Origin of the sequence: Chitinophaga sp. RAB17 (genome assembly GCF_052114225.1) — a bacterium.
In the GTDB taxonomy this organism is placed as follows: Bacteria; Bacteroidota; Bacteroidia; order Chitinophagales; family Chitinophagaceae; genus Chitinophaga.
Genome location: NZ_JBFREI010000003.1, coordinates 789647 through 812265, shown reverse-complemented (window position 1 = coordinate 812265; position 22619 = coordinate 789647). Strand labels below are relative to the sequence as shown.

General features: G+C 44.9%; 18 protein-coding genes. 13 read left to right on the top strand and 5 right to left on the bottom strand.

Annotated elements, in window-relative coordinates; translation table 11 throughout:
• Positions 1-10: 10 nt before the first annotated feature.
• From AB4Z08_RS14990 to AB4Z08_RS14950, 9 genes are read left to right on the top strand one after another with little or no spacing between them, the layout of a single operon-like run.
• Positions 11-1495 carry a RagB/SusD family nutrient uptake outer membrane protein gene (locus tag AB4Z08_RS14990; protein ID WP_441574562.1) on the top strand — a complete coding sequence of 495 codons (1485 nt, stop codon included), beginning with the start codon at positions 11-13 and terminating at the stop codon, positions 1493-1495.
• Positions 1496-1507: 12 nt separating this feature from the next.
• On the top strand, positions 1508-2647 hold the full coding sequence (locus tag AB4Z08_RS14985; protein WP_441574561.1) for a carbohydrate-binding protein: 1140 nt from the start codon (positions 1508-1510) through the stop codon (positions 2645-2647).
• Positions 2648-2653: 6 nt separating this feature from the next.
• Positions 2654-3688 carry a DUF5007 domain-containing protein gene (locus tag AB4Z08_RS14980; RefSeq protein ID WP_441574560.1) on the top strand — a complete coding sequence of 345 codons (1035 nt, stop codon included), beginning with the start codon at positions 2654-2656 and terminating at the stop codon, positions 3686-3688.
• Between the two features lie 40 nt (positions 3689-3728).
• Complete coding sequence (locus AB4Z08_RS14975) at positions 3729-6968, top strand: SusC/RagA family TonB-linked outer membrane protein (RefSeq protein WP_441574559.1); 3240 nt, start codon at positions 3729-3731, stop codon at positions 6966-6968.
• Positions 6969-6989: 21 nt separating this feature from the next.
• Positions 6990-8453 (top strand): RagB/SusD family nutrient uptake outer membrane protein, encoded by a 1464-nt coding sequence (locus tag AB4Z08_RS14970; RefSeq protein WP_441574558.1) that lies wholly within the window; start codon positions 6990-6992, stop codon positions 8451-8453.
• Between the two features lie 17 nt (positions 8454-8470).
• Complete coding sequence (locus AB4Z08_RS14965; RefSeq protein WP_441574557.1) at positions 8471-9166, top strand: fasciclin domain-containing protein; 696 nt, start codon at positions 8471-8473, stop codon at positions 9164-9166.
• An 18-nt stretch (positions 9167-9184) separates the two neighbouring features.
• Positions 9185-10795 carry an IPT/TIG domain-containing protein gene (locus AB4Z08_RS14960; protein ID WP_441574556.1) on the top strand — a complete coding sequence of 537 codons (1611 nt, stop codon included), beginning with the start codon at positions 9185-9187 and terminating at the stop codon, positions 10793-10795.
• Positions 10796-10836: 41 nt separating this feature from the next.
• The gene (locus AB4Z08_RS14955) at positions 10837-11754 is read left to right on the top strand and encodes a class I SAM-dependent methyltransferase (protein ID WP_441574555.1); all 918 of its coding nucleotides are present in this window, start codon (positions 10837-10839) and stop codon (positions 11752-11754) included.
• A 20-nt stretch (positions 11755-11774) separates the two neighbouring features.
• On the top strand, positions 11775-12329 hold the full coding sequence (locus AB4Z08_RS14950) for a DUF1415 domain-containing protein (RefSeq protein WP_441574554.1): 555 nt from the start codon (positions 11775-11777) through the stop codon (positions 12327-12329).
• On the opposite strand, the gene AB4Z08_RS14945 is transcribed toward AB4Z08_RS14950, so the two are convergent.
• Positions 12326-13345, bottom strand: a complete 1020-nt coding sequence (locus AB4Z08_RS14945) for a LacI family DNA-binding transcriptional regulator (protein ID WP_441574553.1) — start codon at positions 13343-13345, stop codon at positions 12326-12328. The two genes, AB4Z08_RS14950 and AB4Z08_RS14945, sit on opposite strands and share 4 nt — an antisense overlap.
• A 132-nt stretch (positions 13346-13477) precedes the next feature.
• On the opposite strand from AB4Z08_RS14945, the gene AB4Z08_RS14940 reads away from it, so the two are divergent.
• Both AB4Z08_RS14940 and AB4Z08_RS14935 read left to right on the top strand, forming a co-directional pair.
• The gene (locus AB4Z08_RS14940; RefSeq protein WP_441574552.1) at positions 13478-14359 is read left to right on the top strand and encodes an inositol oxygenase family protein; all 882 of its coding nucleotides are present in this window, start codon (positions 13478-13480) and stop codon (positions 14357-14359) included.
• Between the two features lie 173 nt (positions 14360-14532).
• Complete coding sequence (locus AB4Z08_RS14935; protein ID WP_441574551.1) at positions 14533-16224, top strand: sodium:solute symporter family transporter; 1692 nt, start codon at positions 14533-14535, stop codon at positions 16222-16224.
• Positions 16225-16367: 143 nt separating this feature from the next.
• Here AB4Z08_RS14935 and AB4Z08_RS14930 read toward each other — a convergent pair whose 3' ends face one another.
• Positions 16368-17321, bottom strand: a complete 954-nt coding sequence (locus AB4Z08_RS14930) for an NADP-dependent oxidoreductase (RefSeq protein WP_441574550.1) — start codon at positions 17319-17321, stop codon at positions 16368-16370.
• Between the two features lie 101 nt (positions 17322-17422).
• Between AB4Z08_RS14930 and AB4Z08_RS14925 the strand changes: the two genes are divergently transcribed.
• Positions 17423-18307 (top strand): AraC family transcriptional regulator, encoded by an 885-nt coding sequence (locus AB4Z08_RS14925; RefSeq protein WP_441574549.1) that lies wholly within the window; start codon positions 17423-17425, stop codon positions 18305-18307.
• A gap of 15 nt (positions 18308-18322) precedes the next feature.
• On the opposite strand, the gene trhA is transcribed toward AB4Z08_RS14925, so the two are convergent.
• Complete coding sequence (trhA, locus tag AB4Z08_RS14920) at positions 18323-18967, bottom strand: PAQR family membrane homeostasis protein TrhA (RefSeq protein ID WP_441574548.1); 645 nt, start codon at positions 18965-18967, stop codon at positions 18323-18325.
• Between the two features lie 311 nt (positions 18968-19278).
• On the opposite strand from trhA, the gene AB4Z08_RS14915 reads away from it, so the two are divergent.
• Positions 19279-20076, top strand: coding sequence for a DUF4382 domain-containing protein (locus AB4Z08_RS14915; RefSeq protein WP_441574547.1), 798 nt, complete (start codon positions 19279-19281; stop codon positions 20074-20076).
• A 67-nt stretch (positions 20077-20143) separates the two neighbouring features.
• Here AB4Z08_RS14915 and AB4Z08_RS14910 read toward each other — a convergent pair whose 3' ends face one another.
• Together AB4Z08_RS14910 and AB4Z08_RS14905 are read right to left on the bottom strand one after the other, a co-directional pair.
• A complete protein-coding gene (locus AB4Z08_RS14910; RefSeq protein ID WP_441574546.1) occupies positions 20144-21139 on the bottom strand; it encodes a c-type cytochrome in 996 nt (331 codons plus the stop codon).
• Between the two features lie 21 nt (positions 21140-21160).
• Positions 21161-22594, bottom strand: coding sequence for an aryl-sulfate sulfotransferase (locus tag AB4Z08_RS14905; RefSeq protein ID WP_441574545.1), 1434 nt, complete (start codon positions 22592-22594; stop codon positions 21161-21163).
• Positions 22595-22619 lie beyond the last annotated feature (25 nt).

Below are 22619 nucleotides of genomic sequence, written 5' to 3'. Positions count from 1 at the left end.
AAACAAGATCATGAAAAATATTGCTGTTGCCGGGATCCTACTGTTCCTGGCGGTAGGTATACTGTCCTGTAAAAAGATGCTGGACGTTCCCGGACATCGTGCCTTATCGGAAGAAAATATGTGGCAGACAAAGAATGATGCCCGTGCCGGATTATCTGCCTGTTATGCTTTAATGAGAGCAGCCATGTGCAATGAAAATGCGCACTGGGTATATGGGGACTTGCGGGGAGGAGACTTTCAGTCTACCAAACGCGGTGATCTCAAAGCCGTGGTAGAAAGTAATCTGAACGCTACTTTTTCTACTATGTCGCAATGGCGTGACTGGCGTAGATTTTATGCAGCTATTGCGCAATGTAATCTTACTATCGCCAAATTGCCACAGGTAACGGTATCAGACTACCGTTATTCACAGAACGATCTGAAGCTGGATATTTCGCAAGCCATTTATATCCGAGCTTTTCTCTACTACTATATTGTCAGGATCTGGGGAGATGTGCCACTGGTAACTAAAGTAGCGGATGGTAGTACTAAGAATATTGCAAGGGAAAGCTGGCAGAAAGTGCTGGACTACGCCGCTGCAGAAGCTAAAACCTGTATCGATGGGTTGCCCTGGAGGTATGATGGAAAGTCACCGGAACAGCAGGGGGACTACCGTGGCCAGGGAGAATCGCACCATAAGTCTATTACCATTACTAAAGGAATGGCCTATACGTTGCTGGCACATATTTATTCCTGGCAGKGTAAATACGACAAGGCGCTGGAATATGCCGATATCGTAGTCAACACTACCTCCAGCAGTGGATACAATTTTGTAAGCGTGGGAGAGCTTACGAGGCTGGATGGTGCTTTCCGTGGACGTTTTGACTGTAATATTTTCCAGGTAGATATGAACTTTGACCACGCGGAAATTTCTTCTACCGGACAACTGGAAGACTGGACACTACGGGACCCCTATATACCTAAGCGGGAGTCTGAAATATATGTTCCGAGGGATACGGTGTTAAAGATTTACGCAGAGCCGCATGAACAACGTCCTGCTTACTTTTTTACCAAGCTGGAAGATACCTATCCTATTTTCTTTAAGATGAAGCAGATCAACAGCAGTGTGACTAATCCTGTATTGAAAATGTACGCCTCCTGCATTATTGTATTCCGTTATGAAGAACTATTCCTGTTACGTGCAGAAGCGAAAGCCCGGTTGGGAATGACGGATGAGGCACAGAAGGATTTAAACCGGATCCGTAACAGCAGGGCGCTCAAAAATGTGAACACAGCCACCAGTGGCGAAGCGCTGCTGGATGCTATTTTGCTGGAACGCCGCCGGGAACTGATGGGAGAAGGCTGGTACTGGTATGACCTCGTGCATTTTAAACGTATTCCTCAATACAGCAGGCTTACACAGGCGGATGTAGATAAAGGTGCTGCCTACTGGCCAATATCAAAAGAGGCGTTGTCCAACAATCCATCCCTGATTCAAAATAGTTTCTGGAAATAATAAATCACTGCCATGAAAAAAATGCTATTACTGCTGGCGATCACCGGGTGTTTTGCCTGCAAAAAAGGGTTGCAGGACTATCGCAATGCGAAACCTGTATCCGAAGTGGGCGTAAGTACTTATGATTTCCTCAAGGCACAGGGAACCTTGTATGACACCCTGTTAAGGATCATAGACAGCGTACATCTTACAGAGATATTAAAAAATGATAAGGTTACTTTTTTTATACCACAGGATAACAGTATTGAAACGGCGATGCGCAATGTGAATTTCGCACGGATACGTTTGGGAGATCCTGGTAACTGGACCATGGACAGTATTCCATTAAAGGTATGGGATAGTCTTTTGCGCCGGTATATTCTGCAGGGCATCGTAGATGCAGATTCATTGCGTTATGCAGATGGCGCCGATCTTGTATCGCTGTACAAACATGGCATGAACGGGAAAATGAGTCGCACCAATGCTTCCGGCGCCGTGGGTGGTGGTACGGAAGTGGTACAGTTCAGCGACCGCAATGATTCCCGGTTCATCAAGGACTGGTCTACTGCCCTGACGCAAAACGTGGATATCAAAACAAAAAATGGGATGATGCATATCCTGGAAAGCAGACATGTTTTTGGGTTTACTTCTTTTGTTGGCAAGGCTTATCCTAAATCACTGGAACCTATTCAGGGTCCTTACCTCGGCTTCCCGATTGAAATACCGGGTATTGTAAATGCGGCAGACTATGACGAAGGTCCTAAAGAGGTGGCATTCCATTACAATAACGGTAATGGTAACCATGCTTATCGTCCGGATGCACCAGGTACAGAAAACTGTTCCGAAGGAGATAACCAGGTAAGCCCCGGTGGCGGCTACAACATAGGCTGGACCAGCGATGGAGACTGGGTAAGATATACCGTGAATATTAAAGAAGCAGGAAAATATAAAGTAGAACTGAGAATAGCAGGAAACGGTGGTGGTATTATTTATCTCTCGATAGATGGTGTAACCGTATCAAATGAAATTCCTATACAGGGAACAGGTGGGTGGCAAAACTGGCAGGGTGCATTTGGCACCGCAGATTTACCACAGGGTAAGCACCTGATGAAAGTGGTGATGAAGAAGGCTAACCTGAATCTGCACCGTGTTATTTTCACTAAAATAAATTAATCAGCCATGAACCCGCAAGTATATAAATATGCAATTACTGGCCTGCTGACAATGATGGCAACCAGCTGCTATAAAAGTTTGTTGCCGAAAGAAAAAGAACATTTCAGTAACAATGCCAGTTTCGATGGAGATCTTTATGCTGCAAATTTTGGTCGCACCAACGTGTTCTATGGTAAGTTTAATCCGGATTACTCCACTCAGCCACTTACGTTTGAGCTGCAGAATATTGCCGGCCCGAATGGTCAGCCTGTACCCGCATTAAGAGAAGAGGTAGATACCTGGCAATGGAAAACCTATTATAGCGGTACAGAGAAAAGTGTGGAAGAAATTAATGCCAAGCGGATACAAGTGAAAAGACCCGTATTGGATATCAAACCTAATTCCGGAGACCTGGTATTCTGGGCTACTGATACCTCGAAGTTGAAACCCGGTACGTACACTTTCGACATTTTTGTGAAGAACAATGGTGGACAAAAAACTTTTCAGAAAAGAAAGTTGCAGCTTGCACGGCCGCGCCCTTATGAGCCCTATGAATTCGATGATTTTACAGGACTACGCAAACCTCTGGACAAGGGTGGGGTGATTCACCCTACTGTGATTGGTGTACAGGACAAGCAGAATAATTTTATTACGGCGGATAATGTTACGGTTTATTTCCGGAAAACAGGTACCGCAAAGAATACACTCTCTATTAAGTTTTTTGATGCAGATTCCGCAGTGATCAGGCTACCCGTTTTTAATATTACCAAATGGGATAGTCTTGTTTACAGAAGTAATACCATCCAGCAAATGGTTCCCTTTGCATTCAACCGGAAAATGACCCAGGATAGTACCGTAGTTACCTGGGATATCACCAATCCCTTCCCGGTGCTGGCGGATGTAGGTATCAATGAACAAGCCGCTATTGGTTTTCTTTATGAAAGGGTTTCATATGGTCAGCGTACCCAGGCAGCACTGGGACTGACGTTCTCCATCTTTGAGGCGGGCAGCTGGGAGGTCATCTTTAAGTTTAAAGTGAATCCCAAGTTTGCCAATGATTAACCAGGTAACTGTATTCTGAAAACATTAAAACTTCCGTGCCATGAATAAACGGTACTCAATATTGCTGGTGATTTTTTTCCTGCTACTTACAGGAGCCAGCTATACGGTATATGCCCAGGAGGCAGTTACCATCAAAGGTAGGGTAACGGATGCCGCTTCGAAAGAGGGAATTCCGGGTGTAACTATCATTGATATAAAAAATAATAAAGGTTTGGGGGTAACAGATCCAACAGGGCAGTTTACGATTAAAGTAGAACCAGACAAAACCATTCAGTTCCGGTATATCGGCTATCGTTTTGAAACGATGAAGATTGGAAAAGCAACTGTATTGAATGTCACACTTTCACCGGAGAATAAATCCCTGAAAGAAGCCGTGGTAGTAGGCTATCAGAAGCGTACCAAAGAAACAGTTTCCGGTTCGGTAGCAGTAATTTCGGGTAAGGATCTGCAGGATGTACCGGTTTCCAATATCCAGGAATTATTGCAGGGTAAAGTAGCAGGGTTAAATATTCAGAATAACTCAGGTGCGCCAGGTTTTCGTGGTACCATGTCCGTTAGAGGTGTATCTCAGCTGAATGTAAGTGGAAGTGGAGACCAGGCTTACCTGGCCAGCAATAACCCGCTATTGGTGATAGACAATGTGCCGGTAGATTTTGATGGGGGCATATCACAATCCATGTTGCAGCCGGGAGCTGCTACCGGGCCACTGGCACTGATTCCTCCGGAAGATGTACAGTCTATTGAAGTAATGAAAGATGCACAGGCAACCGCCTTGTATGGTTCCAGAGGAGCAAACGGTGTAATTGTAGTGACTACCAAGCGCGGTAATTCACCTACGCCTATCATTGATGTCAACAGCAGCATCTTCGTTAATTTCCCGCCTAAGTTAAGGCCCACCATTGGGGGTAATGAAGAGCGGAGGTATCGTATTAACTCTATTCTGGCTAACTCCCGGGACATACAGGAAGCGCGGGACAGGTTGTCTGATCTGGATGCACTGTTCCTGACAGATAGTTTGAACGCCTTCTTTAATAATTCGACCGACTGGCAGGGCTTATTTTATCAGACCACGATGAATACCAATAATAACGTGCAGGTGAGTGGAGGTAATATCAAGATGAACTATAAGGCCAACTTCGCCTACCAAATGAACCAGGGGGTATTGAAAAATACCGGCTTCAATAAGTACAGCCTGAATATGCAACTGAACATGCAGCCCAGTAAAAAGCTGCGTATTGGCGCACAGTTATTCAGTGCACTGGGACAAAAGCAACGTGGTAATGGCGGTGGGCTCACCGATAATGGTGCTGGCAGTTCTTTTACCACCTCGTTATTGCCCGGTCCTTCCAAGTTTGTGGGTAATCCGCAGCTGGATGGTTATGAAAATAATGTGGATGATAATAACACCGTTAACTTCAGGGGCTTTGTGGATATCGATTATGAAATTATCAACAACCTGCGGATCAACTCTACTACCTCATATGATTATTATACCGACACCAGGGACCAGTTTAAGATGTCATTTTCCAACAATAATGCAACCCGCTTATATGGTTTTGTTGGCAGACATGATGAGCTGAATACCCGGAATGGTGTGAACTATAGCTATAGCTCCAACAAAAAGGACCTGGAAAAAGGTAATAACATTTACGCCAGCGTTTTCAGTGAAATAAATATTAAATCAGATGACCAGCATGTAAGAGATGTGCGTAATGGTCCTAATGATTACTACTGGGGCCCCCGCGGTTATTCTCCCCGTTTTTATCCGGGTAACGTATGGAACAATGCCAATGAAGTGAATGTAAATGGTACACCGGTATCCTATGTGTATCATGCTGCTTCCTGGGCCGGTTTCCTGTCTTATAACTTCCGCACCAAATATAGTGTGGATCTGGCTTATCGCCTGGATGGAAGTTCTGCGGCGGGTATTAATAATCCCTATACCAAAAATCCTTCTGTTGGCTTCCGCTGGAATTTCAATAAAGAAAACCTGATGCGCCGGCTTAACTGGCTGGATTACGGATCTATCCGTACCACCTATGGCGTTAACAGCCGGCCTACTGCTACTATTCTTAATTCGCTGGGTGTATATAAAAGTGTGCCTGGTTATAACAACAGTAACTCTACGATACCGGAATTTGATGTGTTGGCGAATCCTTCCATGGAGCCGGAAAAATCATCACAATTCAACTTTGGGGTAGACCTGGGTTTATTTAAGGGTCGCATTGAAATCATTTACGACACTTATTACAAGAACAACTACAACCTTGTAAGGGATGCTTTTTTACCTAATTCTACCGGTTATAATAAGATGCAGGTAAATGGTGGCGCCATTGTAAACTACGGCCATGAGCTGTCTATTACAGGACGTCCAATCGTACATTCCAATCCAAAAGGCCTGCAGTGGACAGTAAGTATCAATGGTGCTTATAACAACGGGGTACTCACAGAGTTGCCGGGTGGATCACAGTTCTATTTGAATATCGATGATCAGAATTACCAGTCTATCGCATTGAAAGTGGGCAGAAATCCGCAGAGTAACTATTTATTCCAGACAGATGGCGTGTATAAAAACACTTCTGATGTACCAGTAGATCCTATCAGGGGTGTACGTTATAAAGCCAATGCAGGACCGGGTTCCCAGTTTTTCCAGGCAGGTGATCCTATCTGGAGGGATTTGAACGGAGATTATGCACTGAGCGACGCAGACTATATGATCATGGGTAATCCTGAACCTTCCATAACAGGTGGTTTCAACAATACCTTCAGCTACCGTAATTTATCATTGAGCGTATTTTGTACTTATCTGCTGAACCGCAGCATTTTGAATAATGCTATTGCTGCGAGGATATACCGGTTACAATACCCGGATGCCCAATCCATTACCGGTGTAGCAGGAGGGCCGGTAAACCTGTACGATATCAGCCAGCTGAATTACTGGAAACGGCCCGGCGATGTTGCTTCCCGGCCGGCGATTGTAGGCTCTTTTGATCATGACCTGCTGGTGAGACCCAACCGCCTGAATCAGAGCCTGGTGATGGAAGATGGTTCTTATTTTAAGATCAACCAGATTACGATGGCGTATCAGTTCCGCGATTTTGATTTCATGAAGCGGTTAAAGCTTCGTGTGTTGCGCGCATATTTTACAGCCTATAACGTGGCCATCTTCTCCAAATATTCTGGTCCTAATCCGGAAACAGTTACTTCGCTGGGAAGGGATGATATCAATGGATATCCTGCTGCCAGCAGTTTCACATTTGGTATAGGCGCACAATTTTAATCACGTTTAAATTATTTTCAGATGAACAAATGGTATAAAATAGGAATCCTGATTTGTTTGCTGGCAGGCGCAGGCGCCTGTAAAAGATTTCTGGAAGTAAAGCCACTGGACACACTTTCCGGAAAAGACTTCTGGAAAACAAAGCAGGATGCAGAAAGTGCGATCAATGGTGCTTATGGTATTTTGTTGAATAAATTTACAAGCAGCATCTTATATAATACAGGTGATTTCAGAGCAGGTAACTGGAACTGGTTTGGGAAAAGCAATCTGAAGGCGCTTGGGCAGAATCAGATGCTGAATACCGGCAATGGTGATGGCGCCGAAAATCCCCGGAACTGGAAAGAATTTTACCAGGCGATCGCCCTGGCAAACCTGTGTATAGACAGGATTCCCGGAATCGAGGATCCTAACTTCGGCAACAGGGATAAAAAAGCGCTTACTGCCGAAGCCAGGTTTATCCGTGCATTTACTTATTTCTACATCGTAAGGTTATACGGAGATGTTCCTTTACAGATAGACGCGTACAGTACAAAATTGTTACCCAGGGAAAAAATGCTGACGGTGCTGGATTTTTGTTTAAAAGACCTGGAAGCCTGTAAAGAGGATTTGCCAATTGCCTATGACGATCCTACCAACAGGGCTGTGAGAGGTACCAAGGGCGCTGCACTGGCTTTAATGGCGCATATTAATATGTGGGCAGCCGGATTTGATAAAGCAAATGAACATAAATACTGGGAGCAAACTGCTGCGTTGGGAAAAGAGATAATGGACCTGAATGTGTATAAGTTGTTGCCTTATACCAAAGAAACCTTCCAGGCCATATTCAAAGGCCGTTCAGAAGAAGGCATTTTTGAACTGTCGCTGGATGCTAACTATGGTGGTAAGTTTCACTCGCTGATTTGTCAATGGACCTTACATGAACCTTATATTCACGATAAGATCGGGGGCAGAAGCGAAATTACTCCGATGATCAGGCACCTGGACCGGATCTATCCCAGGGGTGAAACGGACAAACGACTGGAGCTGTGGTTTTATAATGCTTACAACACAGACCAGACCCCGATGTTCCTGAAATTTTCGGCGATCACTGATCCTGAAACAAGAGACTACGATGCCAACCTCATTTTTTTCCGTTACGCAGATATCATTTTGCTGAGAGCAGAAGCGTTGGCTTACCTGAATAAGCCAGCTGAATCTATCGGGATGTTGAACCTGGTACGGGACAGAGCAGGGGCTAAATCTTACACAGGCAGCGGCGGTAAAGCATTACAGGATGCTGTGTTTTTAGAAAGAGAAAAAGAAATGATGGGAGAAGGGCATTTATGGTATGACCTGATCCGCACCGGTAGAATTATGGATAAGAATGTGACAGAGAACTCGCTGACACAGCAGCAGATGGATATGGGTGCATGGACCTGGCCTATATCAAGTGATGCGGTAAAGAACAACCCACTGGTGACCAGAAACCAATATTGGATACAATAACTGTTAAAATATTTACTATGCGCAAGCTGTTGCCCTTAGCCGGCATCCTGTTGTTGGTAGGATTATTTATATCTGCCTGTAAAAAGGATTACTATATAGACGGAGGTTTGGCAGATCCTCATTATAACGGTACCATCTACGATTACCTGGTAAAGAATCCCTACCTGTTTGATACCGTTGCTTTTATAGTAGAGAAAGCAGGAATGAAAGATATGCTGCAAAATGATTCTGTTACTTTTTTTGCACCTACTGATCAGAGCATTGGAGATGCGCTGCGTGCACTGAATGAACTCCGGTATCGGATGGTGGAAGATAGTGCACAGCTGTCGGATATTCCGGGAAGTGTATGGCGTGATTTCCTGTTACGGTATATCATGAAAGGAAAACATACCGCCAACCAGTTTGCGCGGGTGGACCCTGCTAACTGGTACGCCTATCCGGGAATTAATTATGTAATGGCCAATGGTTATATACTGAACATCGGGTTGCAGTATCAGAATTATAACGGTGTGGAAGCAGTAGGAGCACGTATCCTGCTGCTGACGGATATCACCTTTGATCCTGTCACCTTCCGGAATAATCCGTATGTAAATGTTGCTTCCTCGGATATTCAACCCACCAATGGTGTGATACATGCCCTGAATATCAGGCATACGTTTGGTTTCCGGGGTGACTTTGTAAGAACGGCAGAACAGGTGTTGCAGAATCAATAATCTATTAACGCATTCTCTATGAAAAGATATATTTATTTAATAGCACTCCTGGCTGGTTTGGGCGCCTGTAAAAAGGAAGCAGTGAACACCAACGGGAAAAACCCTTACCAGGAAACAGTCCTGCCTGCCATTTATATTAACAAGGATGGTATCAATCCTGTCAAGGGACGCGTAGGAGATGAAGTAGTGATTGCTGGTAAAGGGTTTGAAAAGAATAAGGATAAATTATCCATTCTTTTTAATGGGGTAAAAGCTACCATCATATCACTAACGGATACGACTGTACGTGTAAAAGTACCTGCACAGGCAGCTACCGGAAATGTGGCGGCGCAGGTAGAGCAGCAATACTTTTTTGGTCCGTTTTTCCGTGTGCAGGGGGTATTCGAAATGGATACACTCTACCCGAGCGGAGTGGGAGCAAACGATGTTATTACCGACATGATCCCGGTAGAGAACGGGAAGTACCTGATAGTAGGGAATTTTACGAACTACGGCGGCAGCGGTAAACCAGGAGGGCTAAACCGGGTGGCCAGGATGAATCATGATGGCACCGTGGATGGAAGCTTTGGTCCGGATAATAAAAATGGTACCAATACCCTGGTGCGCACTGCAGTAATGCTACCCGCAACGCTGCCGGGAACAACAAATAGATACCTGGTAGCAGGATCTTTCAACAATTACGAAGGAGTAGGTTATGTTAACAGCATCGCTCTACTGAATAACAACGGATCGCTGGCAGCAAACAGAATAGAATTGCCTTCCGGTAAGGATCTCGCGGTATCTGTACTGAAAGGCGGTATCTCCGGGTCGGTAGATAATATGCATGTACAGGCAGACGGAAATATCCTGCTCACAGGAGGTTTTCGTTTTTATGTGCAACCCAATTTTAAACTGACCAGCTCATTAGGGCTGGACTCTGTTCACCTGGATTCTATACAGATCAATTGCCTGGTGCGTTTAACGCCGGATGGTGGTATTGACAGCACTTACAATTATGATCTGGCGAAACACATGGGTAATGAAGGTCCCAATGGATTTATCAACAAATCTATCCTGTTGCCGGATGGCAAGCTGCTGATAGCCGGCACCTTCACCAAATACAACGGGCAACCGGTAAATCGTATCGCACGACTGAATACAGATGGTTCACTGGACCCTTCTTTTATCGTTGGCGCCGGAGCAGACCGGGGCATTGATAACATGGAACGGCAGGCAGATGGGAAGATCCTGCTGACAGGCAGCTTTAATAATTATGGCGGCATTCCTGTGCCACATTTGGCCCGTATTAATGAGAACGGAGTAGTAGACCCTACTTTTAATGTTGGCAAAGGCACCAGCGGGTTTATTTACAATATCAGTTTTATGCCGGGTGGACAAATTATTCTCAGCGGTATCTTCAATAAGTTTGGCGACCTGGAACGGAACAATGTCATTGTGCTGAACGCAGATGGTTCTATTCATCCTACCTTCAACAGCAATGGAGGTATTACGCTCAGTCCCAGCGCCAACAGCGGAGGTATCCTGAAAATAGTACAGCAGGCGGGAGAAAAATCTATGCTGGTAGCAGGAAGTTTTACCCGGTACGATTACCGGGTAGCCAATCGGATTGTACGGATTACTTACCCTTAATCCCTGAAAGCAGCGTACCTTTAGGTGGCTAAAGTATATGCATGTCAGTTTTTCCGGAGATTATAAAGAGTATTTCGTCACAACACCAGCAACATAAAAATCTGAATCTTTTTTATGGCGGAAAAAGCGCTGCACTGGCGTGGACGCCTTATACCAGATACCTGCTGGCAACTTACCCGAAAGAAATTTTACAATTAAATACGGATGGGTTGACAGCAGGTTTGGTTAATTATCTTACGGAACAGGCTCAACTGGCCTTTTGCGCGGTAAACCAGTATATGAACGTTTCCGGTGCTGCCGGTGAATCATTAAAAGCCGTATATAGGGCACTACTGGAGGACATTATCCGTATCCTTAAAAGCAAACGCACCGATTTCGGCGGACTGGAAGAACTGCATGGGGAGCGCTTAACACAGTGGTTGTTGCAAACCAATCCATTTGTGCGGGAATTAAACGGGGTGAATCAGCAACATGTACAGGGTGTTGTTTGCGCAGAATACTCTCCCGCTATGCAACTGTCAGTATTGCGTCTGGATCCGGCCACCATGAAGGGGCCGGTATTGGATATAGGTTGTGGACAGCATGCTTATCTGGTGCGGCATTTACAGGAACAAGGCATTGCAGCTACCGGCATAGACCGGTTTATTGACCATACAGAAGACTACCTCGTAGCCACCGACTGGCTGGAATATCCGCTGGAAACGGGATATTGGGGCACCATTATTTCCAATCTTTCTTTCTCCAATCATTTTCTGCATCATCATCAGCGTAGTAACAGTGAATATCTGCGGTATGCCCGTAAGTATATGGATATCCTGGCGGCGCTTCAACCCGGCGGCAGCTACCATTATGCTCCCCAATTACCGATGATTGAGGCTTACCTGCCGGCAGACAAATACTTCATTGAACATTACAGCGTAGGAGATCACTTTAAGAATACGGTGATTACCAAAAGATAGTTATACGTACCTTCACCGCTATGGCATATGATCCGGGACAAATCGAAAAGGTGATTGCACAAACACAAAACTGGATCAGGGAACTGGTGATAGGTTGTAATTTCTGTCCGTTTGCAGGTAGAGAGGTAAAGCGTAACAGTATACGTTACGAAGTGAGTGAAGGTACTACGATAAGTACTGCCAGGGCAGATTTCCTGGCAGAATGTTTACTGCTGGACAAAGATCGGGACATCGCTACTACTTTACTGATTTTACCGGATGCCTTCCCGGTATTCCGCGATTACCTGGAGTTGGTAACGGCTGCTGAAAAGCTGATCCGCCAAAAGAAGTACGAAGGAACTTACCAGGTAGCCGGATTTCATCCGCTTTACCAGTTTGCCGGCACTGCTCCAGAGGATGCCGCCAATTATACAAACCGGTCTATTTACCCCATGCTCCATATTTTGCGGGAAGAAGATATCGAAAAGGCGTTGTTGCATTATCCTCATCCGGAGCAGATCCCGGAGCGCAACGTCAACTTTGCCCGTGAAAAAGGTACTGCCTATATGAAAATGCTCAGAGATAGTTGTTTTTAGGCGCCTGTTGCTACCGTAGAATTTCTGGCTATTAAAGAAGATGGAATCACCTGTTGTTGTTCCTGCAGAGGAAAACTGCTGCTTTTCAGTGCCTTGAATAGTAATGCAGCCGCGGCTTTGCCCATATCAAATGCTGGCTGTGATATGGTGGTGAGGGAGGGGTTTAAGAATCTGGCGGTGGTGAGATTTGAGAATCCTATGACCTGCAGGTCCTGGGGTATACTCAATTGCAATGCTTCACATACCTCGTAAACGGCGGTCGCCAGTTTTTCAGTAGTAGCTATTACACCATCATAATGTTGTTCCCGGAACACCTTTTTAAGGATTTGATGTGTGGAGATAGGGTCGTTGGAGCAGTAGGTGATAGCGGCGCTGTTTAGCGGAAGCTGATGGTCGGCCAGCGCCTGTTGAAAGCCTTCTGCGCGTCTGTTGCTGATAGAAAGATGCCTGGAAGCAGATAGGAGACCAATATGACGACATCCGCCTGCTATAAGGTGTGTGGTAGCTTTATAGGCCGCGATGGCATCATCTGTGGTGATTTTGGCCGCAGTCACCGCCTCACATACCCGGTCAAAGAAAACGATGGGTATTTCCTTAACCAGTTGTTCAAGTCCATGTTGGGCGGCGGTGGTTTCGGTGGTCACGGAAATCAGTACGCCATCTACCCGCCCGCTTTGAAAGTCTTTCAAAATAGCCTGTTCTTTCCCGAAATTTTCATGCGTGAGGTAAATCAGCACATGGTATCCTTTTTCCTGGGCTACCGATTCAATACCGTTAATTGCTTCTGCAAAAAAGCTGTCGGCGACTTCCGGAATCACCACTGCGATGGTATTGCTGGCTTTTTTTCTCAGGCTGCTGGCATAGGGATTAGGCACGTAATTGAGCTCAGATGCCAGTGCCAGCACCCGCTGCTTGGTTTCTTCGCTGATTTCATGACTGTTATTCAACGCTTTCGAGATAGTGGCGGTGGATAACTGTAATCTTTCGGCGAGCATCCTGATCGTGACATTTTCCATATGGTAGCCTGTGTTACTTAATCGGTTAAGTAAATAAAGTTATTCTATTATGCGGAAGATTTTTAAAAAGATCGCATATTTAGAGCAGGATATTATTCTTCTTTTCCACGAATTTTTTAAAAATCTGATATTATGGATAACGTTAACGGACAACCTAATCCTGCACCGCTTCAATCGCTGGATCAATGGGAAGATGATTTACTTGAGCGCTATCCGGATCCTGCCAATATTAATAAGGAAAAAAGCACCGCTGAATTCCGTAATTATGATGCGCCACCCAGGGATACCGTACGTGAATTTTACCGGTTGAATCATACCTACCAGTCTTATGCATTTGTAAAACAGAAAGAACAGGAATTTCTTTCTTTCAATAAAAGGGAAATGTCGGTATGGGATGCATTTGATTTCCTGAATCAGCTGGTAGATGATTCTGATCCTGATACAGACCTGGATCAGTTCCAGCATTTACTGCAAACCTCTGAAGCGATTCGTGCCGATGGGCACCCGGATTGGATGGTATTAACAGGTTTGTTTCATGACATGGGCAAAGTATTGTGCCTGTTTGGAGAGCCGCAATGGGCAGTGGTAGGAGATACCTTCCCGGTAGGTTGTGCATTTTCCGACAAGATCGTTTTTCCTGAATTCTTCAAAAATAATCCGGATATCAACAACCCTGATTATAACACCAAATACGGGGTATATGAACCTAACTGTGGTTTGCGTAATGTACACCTGAGCTGGGGCCATGATGAATATGTTTATCAGATGATGAAGGATCATTTACCGGAACCAGCCTTGTATATGCTGCGTTACCATTCCTTCTATCCACAGCATAAAGAGCATGCCTACGGCCATTTAATGGACGCACATGATGTAGAAATGTTTAAATGGGTAGACCTGTTCAATCCATATGATCTGTATTCAAAGAGCCCTGTTCCGCCGGATTGGAAGGTATTGAAACCTTATTACCAGGATCTGGTTGCCAAATATTTACCCACTACTTTAAAGTTCTAACCGGAGAATAAGGTAGGCAGAGGATTATCGGGGATGGGTGCAGGCGTTTAAATCACATGACATCCATTCGGGTAATCCTCTTTGATTTTTTTCCACCCGGGAAAGTGATTATATTCCATCCAGGTATTTTATATCCACGTCAATAAACAACTGCTGATCAACCCGATCCACTTATGAGTAATCAACTTGTCTTAAAAGACTACCTGGTATTTGCATTGTATTTTGTGATTGTTGCGTCGTATGGTTATTGGATTTATAAAAGAAAGAAAAAGGGGGTCGTAAGCGCCTCCAAGAATTTTTTTCTGGCAGAAGGTTCTCTCACCTGGTGGGCCATTGGAGCTTCCATCATTGCGTCTAATATTTCAGCGGAGCAGTTTATAGGAATGAGCGGCGATGGCTTCTTTGTAGGTATTGCTGTATCTGTATATGAATGGGTAGGTGCCGCCGCCCTGATTATAGTAGCGGTGTTCCTGATGCCGGTGTATATCAAAAACAAGATCTACACCATGCCGCAGTTTCTGAAAACGCGGTATAATGAAACGGTGGCGTTAATCATGTCGATCTTCTGGTTGTTTTTGTATGTATTTGTAAACTTAACTTCTATCCTCTACCTGGGGGCACTGGCTATCAACGGACTGTTGGGCGGTGCTTACTTTCATGAGGTGATGGTGGCATTGGCTATCTTCTCCGTTATTATTACCCTGGGGGGTATGAAAGTAATTGGTTATACCGATGTAATACAGGTAGGCGTATTGATAATAGGAGGACTGGCCACCACATACATGGCATTAACAGTAGTCAGTGAAAAATTCGGTATGGGGAAAGATGTGCTGGCCGGATTTAATATCCTGATGCAGGAAGCCCCCGATCATTTTCACATGATGTTAAAGAAGCCTGCAGCAGCGGCGCCGCAGGATTATGTCAATAAATACCTGATATTGCCCGGATTTGGAATGTATATCGCGGGGCAATGGATCAGCAACCTGAATTACTGGGGTTGTAATCAGTATATCACACAACGTGCGCTGGGTGCAGATCTGCAAACCGCCCGTACGGGTATTTTATTTGCCGGCCTGCTCAAAATACTGATGCCGGTGATTGTAATGCTGCCGGGAGTAGTGGCCTATGTGTTGTATCAGCATGGACATTTGCCACAGCTGGAAGGCGGGCATAAGGATGGTGCTTATGCTGCTATCCTTACCTTATTGCCCGCGGGGCTGAAAGGGTTGGCGATTGCCGCGTTAACCGCCGCCATCGTTGCATCGCTGGCGGGAAAGTCCAATAGTATTTCCACTATTTTTACGTTAGACGTTTACAAGAAATATATCAACACGCAGGCAGATGAAAAGCAACTGGTGTGGATCGGTAGACTCACCATTGTAGCTGCGATTATTATTGGTGTGATATTTACCTGGAATGATCTGCTGGATATCGGTGGGGCAGGTGGTTATACTTTTGTGCAGAAGTATTCCAGTTTTATTAGTCCTGGTGTATTTGCCACTTTTATTTTGGGGATGTTCTGGAAAAGAACCAGTGGTACTGCTGCAATTGCAGGCATTATTACGGGTTTTGCGGCTTCGCTGTTTTTTAACCAGGTGGCGGTACGGCTATTTGGTCCGGAAACCATTCTCTACACTGCTTTCCACAATGCAAAGGGAGAGTATGAAATTCCTTTCTTTATCAGTCTGGGATGGTCTTTCCTGAGTACGGTGCTGGTGATGGTGGGGATTAGCCTTGCAGGGCCCAAAGTGAGTGCCAAAGCATTTGCGCTGGATTATGAAATGTTTAAACTAAAACCGTCTTCCGTGATATTAATTGTAACAATTTTGTTGTTGTTGTCAGTTATTTATGTGAAGTTCTGGTAAAGATTTTTTATATACTCACTGTCTACTTGTTATTATAGCTGTTGCACTTTTTGCAGCAGCTATTTTTTTTGAGGAGGGTATAAAAGCCGCTCCCAACATGCATACTAATTTGCATGTTGGGAGCGGTTTCACTTATACTGTACTTACAACCTGATTACAATTTTTCCTTGTGTTTTACCGGTCGCCACCTGTTGATGTGCCAGTCCGATTTCTTCAAAGCGGAAAGTATGGGAAATATCGGAGTGCAGGGCGCCCTGTGCCAGCAGTGCAGCTACTGATTTGATATCATTGCCGTTGGATACTACGCTCAGGCGGTGTATATATACATCTTTGGCGGCTGCTTTTTGTTTTAAATCATCATCGAAGAATACCAGCAGGCTAATCAGCCGGCCACCTTGTTTAGTGGCAGCCAGGGAGCGTTCCAGGTGCCCGGGGATGCCCAGGGAGTCGATTACAATGTCTGCATCGGAGACAATCTCTTCGAATGCCTGTTGGGTGTAATCGATGTGTTCATCGGCACCAAAGGTCAGCACGGCTTCTTTTTTGGCGGGACCAGAAGTACCGATTACATAGGCGCCAAAGTGTTTGGCTATTTGTACGGCATAGTGACCAACGCCGCCGGCGGCAGCATGAATCAGGACTTTGTCGCCTTTCTTTATTTTGCCATAGGTAACCAATGCCTGCCAGGCGGTGAGTGCCGCCAGTGAGGCGGCAGCCGCCTGATCATGAGAGGTATTGGCCGGCTTCGCCGCCAGATGGCTGGCAGGTGCGGCTACGTATTCCGCATATGCTTTACCATGACCACCAAAATTGACCATACCGAATACTTCATCGCCCGTGCTGAAGTCGGTTACGTCTTTGCCGGTGGCGACCACTTCGCCGGAGATATCCCAGCCCAGGATAATGTCTTCCCCTGCGGTGGGTTTCAGGATGGACTGCAGCGCTGCTTCATTGGCTCTTACGAAGTTGTCTACCGGGTTGATGCCGATCGCTTTATTGCGTACCAATACCTCGTTATCTTTTATAGTTGGAACGGGAATGTCTTTACTCACCAGGTTTTCCACGCCGCCATTCTGTTGTAATACGATTGCTTTCATATCTGAAAAATTTGTTTTTGTGATTTGATGAGTCAAAATTCCAATAAATTTGCAGGTATCCCCTTGTATAAACAGGGGTTCATTTTGTACATTATCAGGTTATGGAAGTAGTAAACCTTTTTAAGCCGTTTGACATCATGTATGTGGAGGAAGAAACCTGTCCTATGGGGCAGCACCGGAACAATTTTTTTGAACTGGTGTATATCCTGAAAGGTACAGGTATGTTGCATAATAACCAGCACAGCTTTGAGTATGAGCCGGAGAATCTTTTCCTGTTTATGCCCCAGGATACCCAATATACCAGGATAAAAAGCAAAACCGCCTTTCTGTTCATTCGTTTTAACGGCATTTACCTGGAAGCACAGCGTACAGATAATAGCTATAGCAACCTGGGCGACTGGGCCAAGAAACTGGAGTATATCTTTCTGAATAATCATCATTTTCCGGGCTGTATTTTGCGTAATACAGATGATAAGCCGATAGTGAGGGCGCTGGTGAATGCGTTGATCCTGGAGTATCCTAAAGAGCAATCCCTGCGAAATGAAGTGGTGCAGCAGCTGGTCAATACCATTATTACCATTGTAGCCCGTAATGTATCGCTGGTGCAACCGGATAAACCGGTGGTGAACAGTGAGGTTTCCAACGAAATTCTTAATTACATACACCAGAATATATATTACCCGGAAAAGTTACGATCAGAGAAACTGGCCGCGAAGTTTAACATCTCACAAAATTATATCAGTGAATATGTGAAGAAGGTAACCGGAGAAAGTATACAGCGTTACGTGACCAATTATAAGTTGAAGCTGGTGGAAACACGTTTACAGTACAGTGATATGCGGATGAGTGAAATAGTGGAGGAGCTGGGCTTCACAGACGAAAGTCATTTAAACAGAACGTTTAAAAAATATACAGGGTATAATCCTACTGATTTCCGGAAAAAGATGTGGGCAGAACGGAATTATCAGCCGGGTATGAGCGGCTGATAATTCCATAGTTTTTTACATAGTCAGCAATACCGCCACATAGTGACAAATGGCCGCTGCCAGTACCAGGAAATGCCAGATAGCATGCGTATAGGTGTATTTATCCCAGATATAGAAAATAACGCCTATTGTATACAAGCCTCCACCAATCGCCAGCATGATCATCACCGGGAGGGGGATACTCTCAAAAAAACGACGGCCCCCGGCCACCATAATCCAGCCCATGGCCAGATAGATGATGGTAGACACAATATCATATTTACCTGTAAACCATATTTTGAAGAGTACACCAAAGAGTGTAAGTCCCCATAACACCGATAAGAGTGTAATTCCCAATGCATTATTCATGTATACCAGCAGAAAAGGGGTGTAGGTGCCGGCAATTAAAAAGTAAATGCTGATATGGTCAAATACAAGGAACAGCTTTTTAATAGCCACTTCCTGTGATAGATGATAGATGGTGGAATTGGTGAAAAGTAATATAAAGCAGAAGGTGTATATACAAGCGCCTACTATGCCGGGCGTATTATTATGCGTAGCGGCAATACCTGCCAGCATTGGTAGCGCACTCACGCCAAATATAATGCCCAGCCCATGTATCAGACCATTTACGACTTCCTGTTTACGGGTATATCCATTTTCATTCTTACTGACTGGCATTCGTCCAAATTTTCTTCTGTTAAGTCTTGCTGTGATGCGTTTATGTCTATGCATCCACTATCGTTACAAAAGTAGGACAATATTCCGCAACGGGTAGATCGAGTTTATCTATTCCGTTATATAATCCGTTTCAGGTACGGTTTTTGTCTTTTGTGTTTTAATATTGCCATGAAGAGAGATGCTATATGTTGATCACCAATACAGGAGCTAATCAATTATTATATATAATTTTTTAATTATATAGAATCTGTTACTACCTTTGTAAGCTTAATTATCAATATTAACCGAAAACTGTTATTCAATTTTTAATCATGAAAAACCATTTCTTCGCCACGTTTATGCTGGTGTCAGCATCGTTGCTATTTTTAAATGCMTGCAGCAAAAATGACTCTTCCAGTGGTGTAAATTCCAGGTTGAGCATATATCTGACAGATGCGCCTGCTCCTTATGATGCAGTGTATATTGACATCAGAGACATTCAGGTAAATGCCTCTGCAGATGCTGCAACGGGCTCGGGTTGGCAATCACTTCCCATACTGCGTCCCGGAGTATATAATCTCCTGAGTTTCAGAAATGGACTGGATACCTTGCTGGCATCAAAAGAAATACCGGCCGGTAAAATTTCGCAGATCAGATTAATATTGGGTGCAAACAACAGCGTAGTCATAAAAGGGACGGCTTATCCGCTGGAAACACCTTCTGCACAGCAGTCTGGTTTAAAACTGAATATACATGCCGACCTGGTAGCTGATATTGAATATCGTTTATGGCTGGATTTTGACGCCAGCCGCTCCATTGTTACTACGGGCAGCAATAAGTACATCCTGAAGCCGGTGATCCGCACGTATACTGCGGCTACAAGCGGTACCATTAAAGGAATCGCATTGCCGTTGCTGCATGTGAGAGGAGTATTTGTTATACAGAATACAGATACGGTTGCAGCTGCAATACCTGATGTATTAACCGGTGCATACGTTATAGCCGGTTTGAATACGGGCATTTATAATGTTGCCATTGCAGGTGACGGTATTTTAAAAGATACAACAGTTGCTGCTGTATCGGTTAAGACAGGTGAAGTATCCAATGTGGGTATTATTACATTGAAGTAATAAGTAGTTCATAAAAGAAAGCGGTTGACCAGATTAGTTCTGGTCAACCGCTTTCTTTTATGAGATATTAATAAATCGCTTTCCATCCCTTTTCTTTCCAGTAGCTGATAATAGGAGGGAAAGGACCGTATTTATGTTGCGCAACAGAAAAAGTATCTGCAAACGGGCCATGGTCATAGTCGATCGCCTTTTCCGCTACATGGGGATAGTCAAAACTTTTTGGATTAGGTCTTGGGTGAATCTGGTCATTGTTTACGAAAGCTGCAATATCCAATGCTTCCTGATCGGTAAGAAAAGGTTTGCCGGGTACTGCTTTATCATAAGGCATATTGTTTTTCAGCCATTCTGCCTGTTTGATCACGCGGTGCATACTGGAACCAGGCTGATAGGCCGTACTACCCCAGAGTGGCGGATATACATACGTGCTTTTATCAGCATTCCATTGTCCTTCGCCATTGGGACCGTGACAGCGGGAGCAGTTGTCCTGGTATAACAGTTGGCCATGTTGTGGATTGGCCGCCATATCAGGAAAGGTAACATGTAGATTTTTCGCTCCCTTGAACGGTTTGTCTTTTGGTACAAAACTGCTGAGCCATTTGAAATACGACAAAAAAGCGACCATTTCCTTGCTGTCGAGTGGCAGCGGTTTACCATTGTGCGGACGCATCACACAGTTGTTAACCCTTTCCGCCAGCGTGAGCACTTTGCCTTCCCTGCCTCTGTATTGGGGATAGTTATCGTGAGAGGACATGAGGTTGAAGGAAAAGGCTTTGGTACCAGCATCCTGGTGGCAGTTGGTACAATTCATTTTGTTGCCCAGGTATTTGCCTGCGCTGCCATCCGGCCCTATATATAGTGCCGTGTTCATCATCAGGTCTCTGCCATAACGTACCGCTTCGCCAAAGGCATCCTTCGGAATGAGGGTGGTATCTATGGCAATATATTTATCGGTAGTGGTAACGGCTGCAGTGGTGGTTGTTTTACCTTCCACGGCAGAGCCACAGGAAGAAATCATCGCAAATCCACCGATGCCTATCAAACTAATCACTATTAAGTGGCGCATGTGTTGTTTTTTTGGTTGACATTAATGTGCGTATCCAGGTTGCGCGATATAAGGTGCCAGTCTCTCTGCCGGAATAAATGAGGCCCGGTAGGAAGACATGCCTGTTCTCATCAGCCACAGGAACCTGCCCTGTAAATTGGTCAGGATAACGGTATTGCGTTTGGTGGCGCATTGGAGTAAGGTGCTGTCACCTACCAGGTAGCTGCTGCCCATTCTTTCATTATAATTTTCCGGCGGCAGTTTGGTGTCGATGACCAGGTGTGCCTGTTTCCCATTTTCATCTATTTTAAATGCCAGTGTCCGGGATATTTTTTTGCTGACGCCATTGTCGAAAAACATCAGCTCATTATGTTTATTGATATGAACGGCATGGGCCTGGTCAAACAGTGCATCTGCCGGCATATCAAAATCGCCGCCTTTGCCGAACGCCCACAGACGCTTGCCGGTGCGGGCATCTATCTTCCAGATTTGTCCATTGTTATAAAAAGAAATGAGGTAGTTACCATCTTTATCGAATGTGACGCAGTTGGCGTGCATCCAGTCTTTTTTCTCCTGTAGAATATTTTTATCATCCAGCGGATTCAGTACATCAAATACTGTCCATTTCCATACTTCTTTGCCTTGTCTGTCTAATACCAGGATACCATCTCCTTTGACGGTATCTGTTTTACTACCTCCTTTGCTGCTGAGGTCTGTTATTCTTTCTTCTACAAAAAGCGTAACAAATTCATTATTGTTATTCAATAAAATTTCGTGGTGGATGGTGGGTTTAAAATCCCTTCCTTTTTTGAGGTCGGCGAGGGTGTCGCCGGTTAGGGAAAGCTCTAGTATTTCATCGCCATAGCTGGTTTCGTACGCCGGGCCGCCTAAGAGAGACAACAGCGTGTTTTGTTGGGTAAAACCGGCTACTTTAAAGCCGGTGCCGCTTACCTGGTGATACCAGGCGATATGTCCTTTGGCATTTAATAAAAACAATACGCCGGGATCATCGCGGCGGGACACCATCACATAGCCCTGTCTGAAAGGCGCTGGTAAAACGGAGCTGTCCGGACATACTACGTTGAACACATCTTTCATCCACACAGGAACATCGGTGGTGTTAAAGGTGTATACCTTGCTGCCGTACAAGTCTTTGCCATGGCCTGTTAATACGCGGTACTCATAGCTTTGCAGTGGCTGCAGGTTGGTGAGCACGATCGTATGCTTCAGCTGATGTTTGGATAGTGGAGTAGTAGTGCGTTGCTGTTCTTTTCCTTTGGGCCAGTATTCCACGGCAGCATCTACGGTGTCGGTGCATTGCACGGCCACCTTTACTTTGAGGGCATTTTGTCCCTGCGGAGTAAGGGTGATTTCGGTGATGTCGTTCCCTCCGCTATTGCAGGCCTGTATCAAAAAAAACGCAGCTGCCATTGAAACCAATGGCAGCATACGTTGTATTTTATTCAATCTTTTCATTTGCAATATTGAATAATTAAAAAAA